Consider the following 18,615-nt stretch of genomic DNA (forward strand, 5'->3'; position numbering starts at 1 on the left):
TTAAAAACTAGGAATATTTATGAGCAAAAGGGACGCAAAAATAATACAAAAAGCGATAGGTTACTGTCTGCTATTTCTATCAGTGCCAACTCTAGCAACTGAAGGCGGTTTCACCGAAGCGCAGAGTCGCGACCCCTTTAGCGAAAGCCGTAGCACGAGCGATCGTTCGGAATATCCTTCCGTACTGACAGAGCCTGATTTTGAGTCGAGTGTGAATAATATCGTTGCATCGCCTAAACCCACTGTACCAAGTGCTTCACCGAAAAAAGTTACAGAGTTAAAAACGCCAGTACGGCCTGTAGCTTCATCTGCACTGAATACACAAAAATATGCGATGGTGGCACCTACATACCCCACTCGAGCTCTTGTGTTACATGAGAATGTTTTATTAAGCCAGGCGTTAAACCAATGGGCAAAAGACTCTGGGTATAAAATGCTTTGGAATAGTAATAAAGACTACATGATTTATAGCACTATTACCTATACGGGAGCAACTACAGATGATGTTCTCGGTGATTTAGGTAAATTATTCTCTTCCGAGAATTATGGTTTAGTTATAAAACTTTACCAAAAAAACAAAGTGCTACTGGTTGATGAACAATAATATGCGATTTTTATGGAATACTTATGAAAACTAAAATTGGAGTCTACTCACTGCTCTTCATCTTGCAGGGCTGCACGACGATTGACCAAAAATATAATCCAGATACGTTAACTGATTCTTAAGATGGTAAGGTCACGACCACGGATGATGTAAAAACGCGACCATACCAGAAATTTGACACTGCGTTCCTGGGTAAAAAAGTAGACTATAACGCCAAAACTCAGGAGTTATTGGCGAAAAAAGTGAATATTCAATCCTATGAGCAAATGGATTTGAATACGCTGATGAACGCAGTCTCTGAACAGACGGGGATCAGTTTCAGACTTAATTACGCGGCGCCAGGAACCGGAACAGCGAAAGTTGATGCCACCAATGACCCAAGTAAAGATACGCGCAGCGTCAACTTCAATGGTAATTTTGAAGAGTTTATGCGCTATATTTCTGCGCTTTATGACATTAGTGCGACGCTTGATGATAACAATGTCTTAAAACTCGACCTGTACAGTTCATACATTATTAAAATGGACTTCTATGGTGAAGACACCAAATCAGAGTCTAGTTTAGATATTGCGGGTAATGCATCTACATCCAGCGGTGGATTGAAAGGTAAGTCAGAAACTAAGTTTGACTCATCCTACTGGGATGATGTCGATGATATGGCGCAAAAATACATTTCAAGTGGTGTATATACAATCTTCAAAGATGCTTCCATTTTAACATTCTCTGGGCGTCCTTCAGAATATAATGCACTCAATGATGTGTTAAAGAAATATCAAGTTGATAATAATAAACAATTTGTCGTTACCTACAAAATTTATACACTCGATAAATCGAAAATGAAAGAACTTGGTGCTGGTGCGACGATGCAGTACAAAAATGGTGGCACAACATTCAACGTTGATAGCAATAAAATATTGAGCAATATGGAGGGTGGAATGTCGTTTGGCCGCAATTTCTATGCGGGCTCTGGCCATACCTTGAATGTAAGTGCTCAGATGAATGCATTATACGAACTTACAGGTAACAAAGTTATTCAAAGTGGATCTTTTGTCACTCGAAATGGAACGCCTATACCATTAAATATGACGCAGACGCAACACTATGTCTCAGGGCGTACTAAAACAACTAATGATCTGACTTCAACCGAAGACACTTCAGTTGAAACTTCCGAGTTAGTGACGGGTACCAGTTTTATCATTACGCCACGTGTACAAACCGATGGCCGTATTGAGGTAACAAGTGGTTTTACCAAGCGTTATTTAAATGAAATACAAACTTTTGATTCGGTGCAATTGCCTAAAACAACCACGACTGAAATGTATAATACAACAATGGTATCTGCGGGTACTATGTTAATGGTTGGTAAGTATGAGGCACAAGAGTCATCAGATGGTCATAGTTATTTAATGCTCGGTGCCGATGCAACGAATAGTGAATCAAATGTGACGGTAGTTACTGTGGTTGGCATTGATTATTACCGGGCTCCTACTTCAGCTAGGTGATTCTTATGATTAATTATCTTTATGAGCATAATGTCGTTACAGGCTTGATTTGGGAATCGGAAAATACAGAAGGAAATAGCAGGAATTATCAACTGTGGCTAAACAAAGTGCGTCGTACTCACAGTCAACTTGTCTACACCACTTCTGATGGTGGATTGCTTAAAGGATATTCTGACAAGAAATTGGCTGAATTAGAACCTTTTGCGATCCATGTCAGGAGTGAATTTGGTGATGGTATATATTACTTTACTGCTTCCAAAGAAGTTGATGATGTATATTTTCTTGTCGTCAACGAAGATAGAATCGTGAGTGGCAGTGATAGAATAGTCAAAAAAGGGTTCTTTGATGCTTTGATGCATGACTTTTCTGAAGGAGCTCTTTCTCATTTGAATGTTAGGGAGTTGCAACGTCCCTGGATAGAGCATATTTCATCTTTATGCCAACAGCGACAAGTTATTATTAAGCGTAAGCAAAAGTTATTTATAATAGGTGTCACCGCTGTCGGGGTATTCTTGCTGGCACTGATGGCGGTGCTGCTTAACATGATGCTATCTTAGGTGGTTTATGAACAAGGGATTGTATTTTTGGAAGAGTAGTCTCACTCCCAATAAAAGACAATGGATAATACTGACTGTTATAGTTGCGATTGTTCTTGCGTCAGTTTCCGGATGGTATTACATGGTTTATGTACCTCATAAAAAACATGAGGAAGAAGTCCTAAGGAAAAAAAATGAATTACAACAGAATGTTAAGGCAGTAAATAGCTTTTATGAAGAGCAATTAAAAGGCGGAAGTATCGAGAGTTTTAATTTGCTGCTCAATGAGATTTACAGAAGCCGTACGCTCTTAGCTATGACCGGATATGATGAAAAAGTCATAACGTGCAAAAATAATAGTTGTAACTTTAATTATGAGATATTGAAATCACACGTTTTCAATGTGCAGAAGAAAAATTTCTGGGGCAAAGATTACTCGGCCAGCTTTTCTAATAAAGGGATTAATTTTTCAGGAATCCCAGCTAAGTTAGAGAGTAATAGTATATTAGACAGCTATAAACGAGGCAAAGATGTATCTATAGCTGATTGTGGAGAATTGTTAAGTTATATTTACGCTTTTAACTCAATTAATGATAAGTCAGATCAGTTGGTTATTGCTAAAGCTCCTGCATCATCAGTACTTGATGTTGAGGAGAAAATAAAAGGCAATAATAAATATTATGGGTTGCTTTTTGGTACCTGGTCTATGAATGCTAAAAATGACGTTATACATGTCATGAGCATTTTTCAACGTCAGGCATTAAAAAACAGCTTTATTGTTAAAGGTATTGAGCTTAAATCTAAAGCATTGAATATTTCAGGAGGTTTTGTATGCAAAAGTGGAAAATAGTTTTATGGACATTACTGGTTTTAGGCTTTACCTCATCTGAAGTGAATGCAGCAGATACGAAGCCCTCAGACAGTACGGCTGCAAAGAATAATACCCAATCCGATGCTCTTCCTGCACCAGTGCAAGATCATATGATTGAGATGATGCAGGATGATTTTACTTTTGAAAATCAAAAGCGTGCATTATCTAATGAATTGGAGCTTGAAAAGATCCGCAGTGAAATCCAAAAAGCGAAAGGGATCACTGAGGTAGCTCCGGTTGTTGAGACTTCAGCCAACAATACTGATGCCAATGAAGGTACCCCTGACGAAGGTAAAATGATTGAGGAAATGCCTTTGCCTAAAGTTTTACTTGTCTCTGATATTGGTGGAGTGTCGCGAGTAGCAATATCCTCTAATAATGTAGTGAAATTAGTTAAAATAAATGAAAAATTCTCAATGGACGGGCATAACTTTATAGTTTTCAATGCTGGTCATAATATGCCTACGATTAAGGAAGTCACCCCGTGATTCTGGATTTTCTTTATCTGACAAGCGACTCCGTTATGGCGGGGGAGTGGCGTTTTGTTGAGTATGAAGAAGATTTGATTACCGGGTCTTTTGATGATAGAGAATATTTGCTGACTGTTAAATCATTATCCGACAATCTTCTAACACTCGATAGTGATATTTCTAGGCTGAATTCATTCTACAGTTGTGATATCTGTGGGATTGCTATCATATCAGAAGCTGATTATTACCGCGTGCTTGAGCAAGCGTCTGTTAATAAGAGGAAGTTAAATCTCGCTGATAATAGTGATATTCAAAATGCATTGGAAAGCATTTTGCTTAGTGCTGTTAATATGGGTGCCAGTGACCTGCATATTACCCGTAATGATAATATTGCTCAAATAGAGTTACGTGTTAATGGTGTATTGAGTACCTTTATGCAAATGAAGGCAGATAAGTGTGATGAACTGGTGTTTGTATTATATAACGTTGAAGCTAGTACTAAAGATACCACCTGGAATCGTGCTATCCCCCAGAGTGCTAACATATTATATACGTTAGGTAATAACAACTATCGCTTCCGTTATGCACATTTCCCAATTTTTGGTGAGACGGCGGGTTGTTATCACGCAGTATTGCGTGTTATTCGTTCAGGAATACAGAAAGCGGCTATCGCCAGTCTGGATAAATTAGGTGTTTCAGATGATGAATTATCCGATCTGAAAAAAATATTAAGTAACCCTTATGGGGCTTATATTATTGCAGGTACCACGGGTTCCGGTAAGTCAACAACGCTAAAAAACTTAATGGAGTGGTTGCAAATCAACCGTTATGACGACAAGGGTTGTTTCCTGACGGTTGAGGATCCCGTGGAGTATCAAATATATGGTGCGAAGCAAAGTTCGGTGTTGAATGCTGAAGGCGGTGGTTTCCATTTAGCGATTAAATCAGCACTGCGCCGTGACCCTGATGTGCTGATGGTGGGGGAAATACGCGACAATATTTCTGCCAATGCTTTGGCTGGCGCGGTAGAGAGTGGTCACTACTGCTTTACAACTGTTCACGCCGGTAACATTGTCTCACTTTTGCAGCGTTTATCTGCTTTGGGTATTACCAGTGATAAATTATCAACACCAGGATTTGTTGCAGGATTGCAGTGTCAGAAATTGATTCCCGTGCTTTGTAATAAATGCAAAATCAGTAAAGAGATAACCATATTAGGAAAAAGTTTCTCAGTATTTACCCGCCACAATTTGGGATGCTCAAATTGTAAGGATACGGGTATTGCTGGCCGTCAGTTGGTACTGGAATATATGCGCCCAGGGTATGAAGAACTTGAGGCTATTTCAAAGCAAGAATGGTTGCGTGTATATACTATTTGGCGTGCTAAGAGAAAGTTGATGCCGTCTCTCTCTGAAGGATTTGAAATAAAGGAGAAGGTCATGGCTAAAGTTTTAGCAGGGCAAGTCTGCTCATCATGGTTTGATATGGAATTCGGTGTTTTGGAAAATGAAGCACTGGAGGTGATCCTTGAGAAAATTTAGTAAAGCCAATCGTCTTTATTTGTATCAGTTTTGTGCTGATATGATTAATGCTGAATTGCCACTCTATGAGTCTTTGCTGAAACTGGAAAGCGACGGTCAAACGCTTCTTGGTAAAAGTTTCGTTAAAAAACTGCAGTCATTAATCGGTAAAATGAAGGCGGGTATTTCTATTTCCTCAGTATTTCAGGATTTAGTCCCACAAGATGAACTGAGTGTTATTCATGCCTCTGAACGAAGCGGAGGCCTGGCTGATGGCTTCCTGACTTTAGTGAGTATGATTAAATATAATGAAGTACTACGCAAGCAACTCGTCTCTGCTGTCACATTCCCTATTATCATGACATGTATGGCACTTATTGTGATCACGGGTTATGCATTAAAAGTATTTCCTGCTTTTGAAAAGGTTGTTCCTGTAGTTCACTGGCCGAAAATTACGCAACTGCTGTTTAGTTTTGGTAATGCATTATTCCACGGTCTGTGGTTTATGATATTACTGGGGGGGGTGGCTGTGTTCTTCTTCTTGCGTTTCCTGATGGGTAATTTGACCGGTCCTGTACGTGATAAATATTTTGATAAAGTATTGCCATTCTCAACATTTAAAGAAATATCGGCGTCAGTATTTTTGAATAACCTGGCCAGGATGTTAAAAAATAACATTCCTATTAATGACAGTTTAAGTATTATCGCTCTAAACTCTAGTCGTTGGCAGAAAAGTCACGTAAATAAAATGTTGAATAAAATGACATCAGGCGCAAATTATGCCGAAGCCCTTAATACCGGACTTTTTGGCGCTGAGGAACTATTGAATATTACCTTGTATTCCAGTTTACCGTCTTTTAATGAGGTTTTATCTGCTGTTTCTGAACGCTCAAGAACGAAGATTCAGGAATATATCAAGAAAATTGCTGGGCTATTAAAGTCATTATCAACCCTTATTCTCGGTGGTTGCGTTATCTGGGTGTTTTTGGCGCTGTATGCACTGACTGATGCGCTATCGAAAATGTCGCAGTATTAATTCATTATAAGGAAATTATTTATGAAAAATAACATGTCAGATAAGAATAAAAAATTAATCTCAGCGATAATATCTCTTGTTGTTGGTCTCGGCGTATCAGGTATGAGCCATGCCGGAACCTCAACAGATGCAAAATCGGGCAGTTTCAAATATGTCGTACCTTCCGGTATGTCTAATATGAATGCCTGCCCAGGTCCGTATGAGTCTCTCGCTATAACGACTCAGAATAGAACGAATTATCAGTATGAGTGGTATGGTGATCACGGAAGACCGCTGGCTGTTAACGTGATGTATGTCCTTAATGATAAGAGAGAATACACCGGGAATTTTATCAAGACTGAGACTGACTTATCGCAATACCCGGTCGAAAGAAAAGGTCATAATTCACCCTCAGGCTTAGCAGCACGCATAGCAAATTACCCGGCAGGGGATGTTTCAGGTCCTGTTACGGGAGCGCTGCTCAGAAAGAACGTAGCTCAACAACCTGTTCGTAGTTGGTCGGATACCAAGTCTGACTATCCTTCTCTTGCCAAAAAATATGGGGAAAGTAACCTCAACGTTTTGACAGAAATAACAGAGCATGGTGACGACACCTATATGGATTATATCGACCGCGCCCCTATTACAATGCGTATCCCCATTAGGAATTATAAAATGTTACACATTGAGGTCGTAAGTGGGGCAACTGATTACAATGTTCCGAATTGGTTAAGTAAAATTATGGTTTGGGAAGGTGAGTCAATTTCATCTGAGGATGGTACAAGACTTAAAGTGACCCGGTCTGAGCTTTATAATAAAAAAGATGGCACTACGTTTGGTACCTATAAAGCGATTCCTGGCATGGCTGTAGGATCTACTGTGGATCTACTATCTCTGGATAATATAGCCATACTTGCCAAAGGTGACTTTAATGATGCTATGTATACAAACAGCAGCATGAGTTTTAATAAATTAAAAAATACTAAAACTGGCAAAGATGTGAATTGTCATTAATATGCTAAATTACTGAGGTCGTTGTGGCTGAGTTTATATTATTTTCCAGTTACCCAATACTGGCATTGATTGTTGGGTTAGTTATAGGCAGTTTCCTCAATGTGGTCATTTATCGCCTGCCATTGATGATGCTTGCTCAATATGATGAAGAAAATGAGGGGGCTAAACCAGTGAATCTCTGGTGGCCACCTTCTCATTGCCCGCAATGTGAAAAACCAGTACTGAAACGGGATAATATACCGGTCATCAGTTGGCTTTTGTTAAAAGGGAAATGCCGTTTCTGCGGCAACGGCATTTCCGCACAATATCCGATCACCGAAGCGGTGGTCGGGTTGTGGTTCTTTGTTATGGCTTTTTATTTAGTACCTCGTATCAGTGTGACTGAATTTGTGTTTTGCATGGGGTTATTCTGTGTTCTCTATACGCTGGCGGTTATTGACATCAAAACCCTTTATCTGCCTGACCCTCTGGTATACATGTTGCTGTGGGGTGGCGTTCTGGCTTCGGTATTTGGAATTATCCCTGTAAAACCGCAACAGTCTGTTCTGGGAATAGTGGTGTCCTGGGCACTGATGTACACTGTAATGACGCTGTACAAAAAATTTCGTCACCAGGATGGCCTTGGCAACGGTGACGTTAAACTGTACGCGGCAGCATCGGCGTGGTTAGGGTTGGATCTGCTGCCTGAACTGATTTTGATTTCAGCGGTAGTAGGCGGGTTTGTTTATTTCGTCTCATGGGCTTATTACGAAAAGATTTTACGTGTCTCTGAAAGCCCGCTAATTAAAGAGAACAATTACATTCCTTATGGTCCTGCTATTGCAGTAGCCACGTTGATTCTTTTCCATGTGAATATTGTACAGTGATGAAATTAGGGCTGAAGAGTTTATGGATGATTCTGGTCTGTTCTGTATCAGCCTACGGTAGTGTGCAGACGGATAACGTGGACGGTGTATCACCGCTGCGTTATAGCGGCCAGCTTTCTTTCGCCTCACCGCTGCAGGTGCCTTTACGCGTGACGTCCGGCTTTGGGCGCCGCTTTCATCCGGTGACTGCGCGTTTCGCGACGCATAATGGTACCGATTTTGCAGCTCCGCTACATAGCAAGGTGCTGGCAGTTCAGAGCGGGGTGGTGACAAAAGTGGGCAGTGACCCGATTTCGGGGCGCTATCTTGTTGTTACCCATAAAAATGGCTGGGTCAGCAAATATTTGCACCTGAGCGTATTTAACGTTTCTGTCAATCAACCCGTGTCCAAAGGCCAGGTGATTGCATTATCCGGTACCACCGGTAGAACTACCGGACCTCATTTGCATCTGGAACTCAGTTACAGAGGGCAATCTTTAGATCCCGGTTTGGTATACTTTTCGCCTTCCCGTTACGTTCTGTCGGCGCAGATGCAGATGGTAAAAAAATCAAGGGAGGCAGCTGAACCGGAGGTTTCTCAGGAGGCTCGAATTATCTTTATCACCCAGAAAGCGGGGGGCCCCGTGATCGGGGTGAAAAAAGGGAAAAAGCTGGTTTTAGTTAATCCCGGAGACAAAGTTTTCAAAGAATTCAGAGTAGTAAATAACGGTAAACGTTACAGCTTACAAAAAATCGGCAATTAACAGGGCGTCGTCTTTCCCCTTTCTGTTTATGGCAAACTAACAATGTTTGCCAATCAATCTTCCTGCTGTTAATTTTTCTTGAGCAGCAGGCTTAAAAAGCGGCCCTGAGGTCGCTTTTTTTACGTCTGAATTCCCTTAATTCCGTATTGGCATCGTCAATAACGCCCTGTCATAAGGCCAGTCCCAGTGAGTACGCTCGAACAATTTATCGGTAACACCCCTCTGGTGAGATTACAGCGCCTGACCAAAGGTCTGGACAGCGAGATTTGGGTTAAGCTGGAAGGCAATAACCCTGCCGGCTCGGTAAAAGATCGCGCAGCGCTGTTCATGATTGAGCAGGCGGAAAAGCGCGGAGAAATCCACCCCGGCGATACGCTCATTGAAGCCACCAGTGGAAACACGGGTATTGCGCTGGCGATGATTGCTGCGCTGAAGGGCTACAAGCTGAAATTGCTGATGCCGGAAAACATGAGCCTCGAACGTCAGGCTTCAATGCGGGCTTACGGCGCAGAGCTGCTGTTGGTTAGCCGCGCACAGGGTATGGAAGGCGCACGTGATCTGGCGCTGGACATGGAAAAGGAGGGACAGGGAAAAGTGCTGGATCAGTTCAATAACCCGGACAATCCCCTCGCTCATTTCACCACCACAGGCCCGGAAATCTGGCAGCAGACCCAGGGGCGGATCACGCATTTTGTATCCAGTATGGGCACAACGGGTACCATTACCGGCGTCAGCCGTTATTTGCGCAGCCAGAATGCGGGCGTCACCATTGTCGGCCTGCAACCTTCTGAAGGCAGCAGCATTCCGGGGATCCGCCGCTGGCCACAGGAATATCTGCCGGGTATTTTCAAACCTGAACTGGTCGATGACGTCATGGACATGGGCCAGACGGAAGCTGAAGACACCATGCGTGCGCTGGCGCGTGAAGAAGGTATCTTCTGCGGCGTCAGCTCCGGCGGTGCCGTGGCGGGTGCATTACGTGTGGCAAAAAGCCACCCAGGCAGCGTTGTCGTTGCGATCGTTTGTGATCGCGGCGATCGCTATCTGTCGACTGGCGTTTTTGATCTCTGATCCTATATTCATCACTAGAATGTAAAATTAGAGTAAAAGCGGCTGCGCATTGCATGCTTAGTGGTAAAAATGACCAGAATTTTAGCCAGGCGGAAAAATAATGAAAATTTTGTTAGTCGATGACGATCTCGAGTTAGGCACCATGCTCAGCGAATACCTGATTGCCGAAGGCTTTGACGCCTCACTGGTGCTGACCGGGAAAGCGGGGGTGGAAGGCGCCATGTCTGGCGAATACACCGCAATGATCCTCGACATTATGTTACCTGACATGAGCGGTATTGATGTGCTACGCCAGGTGCGTAAAAACAGCCGTCTGCCGATCATCATGCTGACCGCCAAAGGCGACAACATCGATCGCGTGATTGGTCTGGAAATGGGCGCGGATGATTACATGCCAAAACCGTGTTATCCGCGTGAACTGGTGGCCCGCCTGCGTGCTGTGCTGCGTCGTGTGGAAGAGCAACAGGAATCACACTCAGATTCCTCATCGGTCAACTACGGCGATCTGACGCTCAATCCTGCCACCCGCAGCAGCGAATGGCGCGGTGTGCCTTTCGATCTGACCGCTTCCGAATTCAACTTGCTTGAATTGCTCTTACGTTCCCCGGAGCGTGTTGTTTCCAAAGATGAATTGTCCGAGAAAGGTCTGGGACGCCCACGTGAAGCATACGACCGCAGCATTGACGTGCATATCAGTAATATTCGTCAAAAACTGGGATCACTGGACGGTGGCGATATTCTGACTATTGAGACGGTGCGCAGTATTGGTTACCGGATCCGATAAACGTATGCGCGGAAGGTTGTTCTGGAAAATCCTTTTAGGATTTTGGTTTACTTTCGTTGCTATCACCCAGGGCCTTTGGGTGGTATTCGCCTTTTATAATCCGCATGAACCGCCGGAAAGCGGCATAGCACGGCGTTTCGTTAAGTTGCAAATCAACTCGGCCGTCTCGATGCTGCATACCGGTGGAATGCCCGCACTCAATAACATGATGGCTAACTGGCCGGAGAGTGACCGCAAACTGTTTTCGGTAACGCCTTCACTGCTGCCGGCGCAGGGCAATACCGTGCAGGATCTGGAACCGGGCAAAATCCCCCATGAAGTCGTCGAATTTGTTCAGGGACCGGATGGACAAGGCTATCGCCTGCGTTACGACGTTCAGGGGCTGATGCACGAATACCGGCCACGCCGGCACAGAGATCTGCTGAACATGCCGCCGCCGCTGCTGTGGCTGGGCGGCCTGGGTGGATTACTGTTCAGTGCGGTGCTGGCATGGAACCTGACGCGGCCGATGCTGCAAATGCGTAAAGCGTTCGGACGGGTGGCGCAGGGTGATTTATCGGTGCGGTTGTTCTCCAGCATGGGGAAACGTCACGACGAGCTTTCTGAAGTGGCGCGTGATTTCGATTCTATGGCCGAACGTTTACAAGTGCTGGTGAAAGCGCGCGAAGAACTGCTGCACGATGTGTCACATGAGCTGCGTTCGCCGCTGGCTCGCTTGCAGCTGGCGATCGGTCTGGCGCGGCAGAATCCGTCGAATGTAGAAACGTCTCTGAGCCGCATAGAGCATGAAGCAGGGCGCCTGGATAAGATGATCGGTGAACTGCTCGCGCTGTCACGAACAGAAAGCAGCGAAATTCCTGATGAAGAATATTTCGATCTGTTCGGGCTGGTCGAAGCGGTGGTCAATGATGCTCGTTATGAAGCGCAGTTACCGGGTGTGGAAATTGCTATGCATCCTGAAACGCCGGATGACGCGGATTACACCGTGAAAGGCAACGCGGAACTGATGCGTCGTGCAGTTGATAATGTGGTACGTAACGCGTTACGTTTCTCAGCCCGCGGGCAAACGATTACCGTTTCGCTGGCGCATTTTGAAGACTTCTTGCAGATTGAAGTGGCCGATCAGGGGCCGGGTGTGGAAGAAGACAAGCTCTCGAGCATCTTTGACCCGTTCGTGCGCGTCAAGTCGCCGTTATCAGGCAAAGGTTACGGTCTGGGGCTGGCAATCACCCGTAAGGTGATGGTGGCGCATGAAGGCAAAGTAGATGCCCGTAATGCCCAGCCGCACGGGCTGGTGATCAGTCTGCAGGTTCCCCACTGGAAGATTCAGTAAAGACTCTCTGAATTCGAGCAATAAAAAACGGCGCTTAAGCGCCGTTTTCTTTATCGCTGAGCGACTTACTTCTTGATGCGGATGATTGGGGTTTCGCCCACAGTCACGCTACCAGTCAGTTTAATCAGCTCTTTGATCTCGTCCATGTTAGAGATGACAACCGGAGTCAGGGTAGACTTCGCTTTCTCTTCCAGCAGAGCCAGATCAAACTCGATAATCAAATCACCTTTCTTCACACGTTGGCCTTCTTCAGCGATGCGTTTGAAGCCTTCGCCTTTCAGTTCCACCGTATCGATACCGAAGTGAACAAACAGTTCAATGCCACTGTCGGATTCGATTGAGAAAGCATGGTTAGTTTCAAAGATTTTACCGATAGTGCCGTCAACCGGAGCAACCATTTTGTTGCCAGTTGGTTTGATTGCAATACCGTCGCCGACGATTTTCTCAGCGAAAACAACGTCTGGCACATCTTCAATGTTGACAATTTCACCAGAGATTGGCGCTACGATTTCAATAGTGCCAACGTCTTTTTTATCATCAGAAACCAATGATTTCAGTTTATCGAACAAACCCATGATCTTCTCCTAAGCATTAATTTGGGCAGCTTTACAGCATCGCGCAATTAGCAGAGTGTTTTTTCTTCAATGAACTTGTTAACCAGGTTCATCAACTCTTGCGCCGTAGGTTGAGCCAGAGCCTCATCTGCCAGCGCTTTCACATCTTCGAAGTTTGTATTGCGAATAATTTTCTTGATGCGTGGAATTGAGATAGCACTCATGCTGAACTCGTCTAATCCCATGCCCAATAGAAGAAGTGTAGCACGTTCGTCACCGGCTAGCTCGCCACACATCCCTGTCCATTTACCGGCAGCATGAGATGCGTCAATAACTTGCTTGATTAAGCCAAGTACAGACGGAGACATTGGGTTGTAAAGATGAGAGATCAGCTCGTTACCGCGATCCACAGCCAAAGTATACTGGGTAAGATCGTTTGTACCAATACTGAAGAAATCGACTTCTTTTGCCAGATGGTGAGCAATCACGGCAGCTGCCGGAGTTTCTACCATCACGCCAACTTCGATAGTTTCATCGAATGCCTGGCCTTTCTCGCGCAGCTGAGCTTTCAGCATCTCGAGTTCTGCTTTCAGTTCACGCACTTCTTCAACAGAAATGATCATCGGGAACATGATGCGCAGTTTGCCGAAAGCAGAAGCACGCAGAATACCTTTCAGCTGGTCGTGAAGAATTTCTTTACGGTCCAGACAGATACGGATTGCACGCCAGCCCAGGAACGGGTTTTCTTCTTTTGGCAGATTCATGTACGGCAGGTCTTTATCACCGCCGATGTCCATGGTACGCACGATAACAGCTTGTGAACCCATCGCTTCAGCAACGGCTTTATACGCCTGGAATTGCTCTTCTTCGGTAGGCAGGCTGTCACGATCCATGAACAAGAATTCAGTACGATACAGGCCGACACCTTCAGCGCCGTTGCGCTCTGCACCGGCGACGTCGCGCACGGTACCGATGTTGGCGCAAACTTCAACCTGATGACCGTCCAGTGTGATGGCTGGCAAGTCTTTCAGTTTCGTCAGTTCGTCTTTTTCAGAGATGTACTGGTTCTGAACCGCTTTCAGCTCGTCAATAATATCGGCAGTCGGGTTAACGTAGATTTTATTGTTGACGGCATCGAGGATCAGATAGTCATCATTTTTGACTTGTTTGGTCACGTCGCTGGTACCCACGATAGCAGGCAGTTCCAGTGAGCGAGCCATGATTGAGGTGTGAGAAGTACGGCCACCCAAATCAGTAATGAAGCCGAGCACCTTGTTCAGGTTCAGCTGTGCTGTTTCTGAAGGCGTCAGATCGGTCGCAACCAGAATGACTTCATCCTGGATGGAGCTCAGATCGACAATCGCCATGTCCAGAATGTTACGCAGGAGACGCTTACCGATATCACGTACGTCAGCCGCACGTTCTTTGAGGTATTCATCATCAAGCTCTTCCAGGGCTTTCGCCTGGCCTTCAATGACAGAGAAAGCGGCTGCGTCAGCAGATGCATGCTCGTCTTTGATGAGGGCTATGATTTCCTGCTCAAGCTCTTCGTCTTCCAACAACATGATGTGGCCTTCGAAGATGGCTTCTTTCTCTTCACCGAAGGTCTCACCGGCTTTGGTCTTGATCACTTCCAACTGGGCGGACGCTTTCGCACGGCCAGTGAGGAAACGTTCAACTTCCTGATCAACGTGATCGGGAGAGATTTTTTTCCGGTTGATGACAATTTCATCTTCTTTCAACAGAAGTGCTTTGCCGAAAGCGATACCGGGAGATACTAAAATGCCTGAAATCATAACCCTACCTTTCTCTTGACTGGTTTAAACGATATAAGAGCGGCTTGTTGTTACTCGAGCTCTGCCATCAGTTTTACCAAGTGTTCAACGGCTTTCTGCTCGTCTTCACCTTCAGCTGAGAGGGTCACAACGGTACCTTGGGTCAGGCCCAAAGTTTGCAGTTTGAACAGACTTTTAGCACTGGCGCTTTTACCGTTTGAAGTCACGGTAATGTCAGAAGTGAAACCTTTCGCTTCTTTCACGAATTGTGCCGCAGGGCGAGTGTGCAGACCATTTGGTGCAGTGATAGTAACTTCTTGCTGGAACATTGTTGTTTCCCCAACTTATTAAAGTAATGTTGTGGAGCTAAAGTTTAGCGTATTGGCTTCACTTTGGCCTGAGAGATTCGCGCCTGACTATGGTTCAGGGGCTGGTTCTGATGCAACAGAAAAGAGAAAATACCGCACTCTGCGATAAAACTCTTTGCCCTAGATCTAGGCTTTTCTGTTCTCACCCCATTATGCCGTCTTTTTCCCTCATGTAACAAATCGGTAAATCGATTCAGCGGGAGGCGGGATGATGGCGATTAATTTCGCGCACCGAAATAATTGTCCGGTTAAATACTAAAACTGGCGGGTAAAATCAATGACAGAGTGGTGTAAAGTTTGACGTAGCCCACAAAAAAGCACCCGTTAAGGTGCTTTTTTGAGCGCTTTTAGTGATGTAGCATTATTGTTGCAATTCTTTTTCAGTGAATAAATCAGCAAACAATGCGGTACTCAGATAGCGTTCACCAGAGGACGGTAAAATCACGACGATGGTTTTATCAGCAAAGTCCGCTTCTTCGGACAATTTAACCGCAGCCGCTACTGCTGCACCGGAAGAAATCCCGGCCAGAATCCCTTCTTCTTCCATCAGACGGCGCGCCATTTGAATGGATTCATCATTTGTGATCAACGTCACACGGTCCAGCAGTTCTAAATCAAGGTTACCCGGAATAAAGCCGGCACCGATACCCTGAATTTTATGCGGGCCCGGTTTCACTTCTTCGCCGTTCAGCGTCTGGGTGATAACGGGGGAGTCCGTCGGCTCGACGGCCACCAGCGTCACGCTGCTTTTTTTGCTTTTCAGATAACGGCCCGTCCCGGTGATGGTACCGCCGGTACCTACGCCCGCGATCAGTACGTCCACGTCACCGTCGGTGTCTTCCCAGATTTCAGGGCCGGTGGTTTGTTCATGGATGGCAGGGTTCGCCGGATTGCTGAACTGCTGAAGAATCAAATAACGTTGCGGATCGCTGGCCTGAATTTCTTCAGCTTTGGCAATCGCGCCTTTCATGCCTTTCGCGCCTTCGGTGAGCACCAGAGTGGCGCCGAGGGCTTTGAGCAGTTTGCGGCGTTCAACGCTCATGGTTTCCGGCATGGTCAGTGTCAGCTTGTAACCACGCGCAGCAGCGACGTACGCCAGCGCGATGCCGGTATTGCCGCTGGTCGGTTCTACCAGTTCGATATCTTTGGTCAGGATGCCGCGTTTTTCGGCATCCCAAATCATGTTGGCACCGATACGGCACTTCACGCTGAAGCTCGGGTTACGCGACTCGACCTTAGCCAGGATGCGACCATTACCGATGCGGTTCAGGCGAACCAGTGGCGTATGGCCGATTGTTAATGAATTGTCTTCATAGATCTTGCTCATAACCCGTCCTTTAACTGTATGAAATATCCACGGTGTGAAGCTTTCAACACTCTGAAATTAGTGGGAATCAGAAAAGCATACGCGAACGGCTTTTCCAGTGAAGTAAGCTTTTGGTATTTGGTATATCGATAGGTTATTAAGAAATAAGTTTGAGAGGCAAAAGTCAAGCTAAGCCAACAGCCGCATAACGCGGCTGTTGCGATAAAAATCATTAAAAACAAGTGCCTGAGGCGCTTATCCTCGTGTCGGGTTAATGTCCAGATTATTTCTGACGTACAGCGAACGGTAGCGGTCGCACCACATCGCCGTTGCGCCACACACCGCCACCGGGAGGATCACCAGATTCAGCACCGGGATCATCGTAAACAGGCTCACCAACGCGCCGAACTGCATGTTGTCGATTCGGTTTTTACCGAGCGAACGGCGCATGTCGGCAAAACTGACTTTGTGATTATCGAAAGGATAGTCGCAGTATTGGATAACGACCATCCAGGCGCTGAACAGGAACCACAGCACCGGCGCGGCGGTCTGTCCAATCACCGGAATAAAGTACAGCGCAAACAGCACCAGCGCGCGCGGGATGTAATACGCCAGCTTTTGCCATTCGCGTTTCATGATGCGCGGCAGGTCTTTCATGATGTCCCAGATGCCGGTATCCGGCGGCGCTTTTCCGGTCAGCCGCGCTTCGAGCTGTTCCGAGAGTAAGCCGCTAAACGGGGCGGCGATCAGATTGGCAATTGTGCTGAAGAAATAGCTAAATACCAGTACCACAGAAATCACTGCGACCGGCCAGATCAGATAATCCAGCCAGCTTAGCCAGCCGGGCACGCGGCTCATCATCGCCGGGATCCATTCCCCGAGCTTAGTGAACAGCCACCAAAAGGCACCGCCCATCAGAATGACGTTAACCGCGAGGGGTAAAATCACAAAACGTCGTATCCCGGATAAGGAAATGAGCGTCCAGCCCTGTTTGAAATAATGCACGCCGTTGTGGTCTGCGGCGTTTGGCGATGAAGTCATAAAAGAAATTTTCTCTCTGAGTTGAATGACATGGACTATCATATCGGTATGATTTTCCACTGGCTAGCCGCGTATTGGCTGAAAAAGCAGCAAAAAAAGGTGCAACTATAATGTTTCTTACCAGAAAGTAGTGTCCAGACTTGCACTTATCTACGTGGGCAAATAGAGTTAAACATGTATATGTTTGCCGTGGTGGCAATGAATTAGAACAACAGAGATAGCAATGATGCAGGATTTGCGTCTGATATTAATCGTTGTTGGCGCGATCGCCATAATAGCGTTGTTATTGCACGGTTTGTGGACCAGCCGTAAAGAACGCTCTTCGCTGTTTCGCGATCGTCCAGCTAAACGTATGAAAAAAGAACGGGACCCGTCTCCGTCTGACGATTTTGTCGATGGAGTGGGAGAGGTGCGCGTGCGTCCTGCTCATTCTCAGGACGAGCCGACTTTTGGTCAGTACGATGAACCAGAACAGTCTGCACCGCCACGTCAGCCGCAGGCACCCCCTGCGCAGCCAGCGCCTGCTGCACGTCCGCAGCAGCCTGCTCAGCCTCAACATCATGCCGTGCAGGAAGATCCGCTGTTAAGCGGGTATTCTGCTGCTGAACCTGAAACCGGATCCCGCCGCGAACCTGCGGTTGATTTCGCCCCTTCAGCACCAGCGAGACCGCAGACACCGGTTCCTCCGCAGGAAATTCATGCGGACGCAGCACCTGCGGCGAAAGCAGAGCCTCAAACGTCACCGTTTGCCCCTGCTGAGCCAGACGAGCCGGCAGAAAAAGCAAAACTGAAAGAGACGGTTCTGGTTCTGCATGTCGCAGCGCATCAGGGTGGTGTGATCGGCGGTGAAGTGTTGCTTAACAGCGTGCTTCAGTCCGGCTTCCAGTTCGGTGCCATGAATATTTTCCATCGTCACGTCAGCCCTGCGGGCAGTGGCCCTGTGTTGTTTAGTCTGGCAAATATGGTCAAACCAGGTTCCTTCGACCCTGACAATATGTCCGACTTCTCCACGCCGGGGATTACGTTGTTCATGATGGTGCCTTGCTACGGTGATGCGCATCAGAACTTCAAACTGCTGTTACAGTCCGCACAACGCATTGCCGATGATGTCGGTGCAATGGTGCTCGACGATGAGCGTCGTATGATTACGCCGCAGAAGCTCGAAACCTATAAAGCGCGGATCCGTGAGGTCCTCGAGGCGACTGCCTGACTCAGGCAGTTGTGACATCCCCCTTTTCAAGA

At 46.0% G+C, this 18,615-nt stretch carries 19 protein-coding genes; 14 read left to right on the top strand and 5 right to left on the bottom strand.

Annotated features, from left to right (window positions below; all coding sequences use genetic code 11):
* Positions 1-19: 19 nt before the first annotated feature.
* The 13 genes from I2123_RS25440 to I2123_RS07560 all read left to right on the top strand — a co-directional run bounded on the left by I2123_RS25440 (position 20) and on the right by I2123_RS07560 (position 12,329).
* Complete coding sequence (locus I2123_RS25440) at positions 20-604, top strand: TcpQ domain-containing protein (protein WP_244207698.1); 585 nt, start codon at positions 20-22, stop codon at positions 602-604.
* Positions 605-834: 230 nt separating this feature from the next.
* The gene (locus tag I2123_RS07505; protein ID WP_244879892.1) at positions 835-2,106 is read left to right on the top strand and encodes a type II and III secretion system protein; all 1,272 of its coding nucleotides are present in this window, start codon (positions 835-837) and stop codon (positions 2,104-2,106) included.
* Between the two features lie 5 nt (positions 2,107-2,111).
* The gene (locus tag I2123_RS07510) at positions 2,112-2,663 is read left to right on the top strand and encodes a hypothetical protein (protein WP_213052105.1); all 552 of its coding nucleotides are present in this window, start codon (positions 2,112-2,114) and stop codon (positions 2,661-2,663) included.
* A 7-nt stretch (positions 2,664-2,670) separates the two neighbouring features.
* A complete protein-coding gene (locus tag I2123_RS07515) occupies positions 2,671-3,492 on the top strand; it encodes a hypothetical protein (protein ID WP_213052106.1) in 822 nt (273 codons plus the stop codon).
* Entirely contained in the window at positions 3,474-4,001 is a 528-nt protein-coding gene (locus I2123_RS07520; protein ID WP_213052107.1) for a hypothetical protein, read from the top strand. Before I2123_RS07515 ends, I2123_RS07520 begins: the two co-directional genes overlap by 19 nt.
* Positions 4,002-4,036: 35 nt before the next feature.
* Complete coding sequence (locus tag I2123_RS07525) at positions 4,037-5,524, top strand: ATPase, T2SS/T4P/T4SS family (protein WP_274611823.1); 1,488 nt, start codon at positions 4,037-4,039, stop codon at positions 5,522-5,524.
* A complete protein-coding gene (locus I2123_RS07530; protein ID WP_213052108.1) occupies positions 5,511-6,539 on the top strand; it encodes a type II secretion system F family protein in 1,029 nt (342 codons plus the stop codon). The genes I2123_RS07525 and I2123_RS07530 overlap by 14 nt, the downstream gene beginning before the upstream one ends.
* Positions 6,540-6,560: 21 nt before the next feature.
* Positions 6,561-7,532, top strand: coding sequence for a hypothetical protein (locus I2123_RS07535; protein WP_112164955.1), 972 nt, complete (start codon positions 6,561-6,563; stop codon positions 7,530-7,532).
* A gap of 23 nt (positions 7,533-7,555) precedes the next feature.
* The gene (locus I2123_RS07540) at positions 7,556-8,398 is read left to right on the top strand and encodes a prepilin peptidase (protein WP_112164958.1); all 843 of its coding nucleotides are present in this window, start codon (positions 7,556-7,558) and stop codon (positions 8,396-8,398) included.
* A complete protein-coding gene (locus I2123_RS07545) occupies positions 8,398-9,141 on the top strand; it encodes a M23 family metallopeptidase (RefSeq protein ID WP_213052109.1) in 744 nt (247 codons plus the stop codon). Before I2123_RS07540 ends, I2123_RS07545 begins: the two co-directional genes overlap by 1 nt.
* 186 nt (positions 9,142-9,327) lie before the next feature.
* Positions 9,328-10,212, top strand: a complete 885-nt coding sequence (gene cysM / locus I2123_RS07550; RefSeq protein WP_112164962.1) for a cysteine synthase CysM — start codon at positions 9,328-9,330, stop codon at positions 10,210-10,212.
* Between the two features lie 100 nt (positions 10,213-10,312).
* Positions 10,313-10,996: a response regulator transcription factor gene (locus I2123_RS07555; RefSeq protein WP_112164964.1), complete on the top strand. Its 684-nt coding sequence runs from the start codon at positions 10,313-10,315 to the stop codon at positions 10,994-10,996.
* 4 nt (positions 10,997-11,000) lie between these two features.
* A complete protein-coding gene (locus tag I2123_RS07560; protein ID WP_112164966.1) occupies positions 11,001-12,329 on the top strand; it encodes a HAMP domain-containing sensor histidine kinase in 1,329 nt (442 codons plus the stop codon).
* 65 nt (positions 12,330-12,394) lie between these two features.
* Here I2123_RS07560 and crr read toward each other — a convergent pair whose 3' ends face one another.
* The 5 genes from crr to cysZ all read right to left on the bottom strand — a co-directional run bounded on the left by crr (position 12,395) and on the right by cysZ (position 17,373).
* Positions 12,395-12,904 carry a PTS glucose transporter subunit IIA gene (gene crr, locus I2123_RS07565; protein WP_056774079.1) on the bottom strand — a complete coding sequence of 170 codons (510 nt, stop codon included), beginning with the start codon at positions 12,902-12,904 and terminating at the stop codon, positions 12,395-12,397.
* Positions 12,905-12,951: 47 nt separating this feature from the next.
* The gene (gene ptsI / locus I2123_RS07570; RefSeq protein ID WP_112164969.1) at positions 12,952-14,679 is read right to left on the bottom strand and encodes a phosphoenolpyruvate-protein phosphotransferase PtsI; all 1,728 of its coding nucleotides are present in this window, start codon (positions 14,677-14,679) and stop codon (positions 12,952-12,954) included.
* 50 nt (positions 14,680-14,729) lie between these two features.
* A complete protein-coding gene (gene ptsH, locus I2123_RS07575; protein WP_003038086.1) occupies positions 14,730-14,987 on the bottom strand; it encodes a phosphocarrier protein Hpr in 258 nt (85 codons plus the stop codon).
* A 400-nt stretch (positions 14,988-15,387) separates the two neighbouring features.
* Positions 15,388-16,353 (bottom strand): cysteine synthase A, encoded by a 966-nt coding sequence (gene cysK / locus I2123_RS07580; RefSeq protein WP_213052110.1) that lies wholly within the window; start codon positions 16,351-16,353, stop codon positions 15,388-15,390.
* A 234-nt stretch (positions 16,354-16,587) separates the two neighbouring features.
* On the bottom strand, positions 16,588-17,373 hold the full coding sequence (cysZ, locus tag I2123_RS07585; protein ID WP_213052111.1) for a sulfate transporter CysZ: 786 nt from the start codon (positions 17,371-17,373) through the stop codon (positions 16,588-16,590).
* A gap of 223 nt (positions 17,374-17,596) precedes the next feature.
* On the opposite strand from cysZ, the gene zipA reads away from it, so the two are divergent.
* The gene (gene zipA / locus I2123_RS07590; protein ID WP_213052112.1) at positions 17,597-18,583 is read left to right on the top strand and encodes a cell division protein ZipA; all 987 of its coding nucleotides are present in this window, start codon (positions 17,597-17,599) and stop codon (positions 18,581-18,583) included.
* Positions 18,584-18,615 lie beyond the last annotated feature (32 nt).

The organism is Rahnella inusitata (genome assembly GCF_018288855.1).
Classification (GTDB): domain Bacteria; phylum Pseudomonadota; class Gammaproteobacteria; order Enterobacterales; family Enterobacteriaceae; genus Rahnella; species Rahnella inusitata.

Coding starts and splice junctions, on each gene's coding strand:
- I2123_RS25440 (WP_244207698.1), top strand. CDS start 20: ATGAGCAAAAGGGACGCAAAAATAATACAAAAAGCGATAGGTTACTGT.
- I2123_RS07510 (WP_213052105.1), top strand. CDS start 2,112: ATGATTAATTATCTTTATGAGCATAATGTCGTTACAGGCTTGATTTGG.
- I2123_RS07515 (WP_213052106.1), top strand. CDS start 2,671: ATGAACAAGGGATTGTATTTTTGGAAGAGTAGTCTCACTCCCAATAAA.
- I2123_RS07520 (WP_213052107.1), top strand. CDS start 3,474: ATGCAAAAGTGGAAAATAGTTTTATGGACATTACTGGTTTTAGGCTTT.
- I2123_RS07525 (WP_274611823.1), top strand. CDS start 4,037: ATGGCGGGGGAGTGGCGTTTTGTTGAGTATGAAGAAGATTTGATTACC.
- I2123_RS07535 (WP_112164955.1), top strand. CDS start 6,561: ATGAAAAATAACATGTCAGATAAGAATAAAAAATTAATCTCAGCGATA.
- I2123_RS07545 (WP_213052109.1), top strand. CDS start 8,398: ATGAAATTAGGGCTGAAGAGTTTATGGATGATTCTGGTCTGTTCTGTA.
- I2123_RS07555 (WP_112164964.1), top strand. CDS start 10,313: ATGAAAATTTTGTTAGTCGATGACGATCTCGAGTTAGGCACCATGCTC.
- I2123_RS07560 (WP_112164966.1), top strand. CDS start 11,001: ATGCGCGGAAGGTTGTTCTGGAAAATCCTTTTAGGATTTTGGTTTACT.
- crr (WP_056774079.1), bottom strand. CDS start 12,904: ATGGGTTTGTTCGATAAACTGAAATCATTGGTTTCTGATGATAAAAAA.
- ptsI (WP_112164969.1), bottom strand. CDS start 14,679: ATGATTTCAGGCATTTTAGTATCTCCCGGTATCGCTTTCGGCAAAGCA.
- ptsH (WP_003038086.1), bottom strand. CDS start 14,987: ATGTTCCAGCAAGAAGTTACTATCACTGCACCAAATGGTCTGCACACT.
- cysK (WP_213052110.1), bottom strand. CDS start 16,353: ATGAGCAAGATCTATGAAGACAATTCATTAACAATCGGCCATACGCCA.
- cysZ (WP_213052111.1), bottom strand. CDS start 17,373: ATGACTTCATCGCCAAACGCCGCAGACCACAACGGCGTGCATTATTTC.
- zipA (WP_213052112.1), top strand. CDS start 17,597: ATGATGCAGGATTTGCGTCTGATATTAATCGTTGTTGGCGCGATCGCC.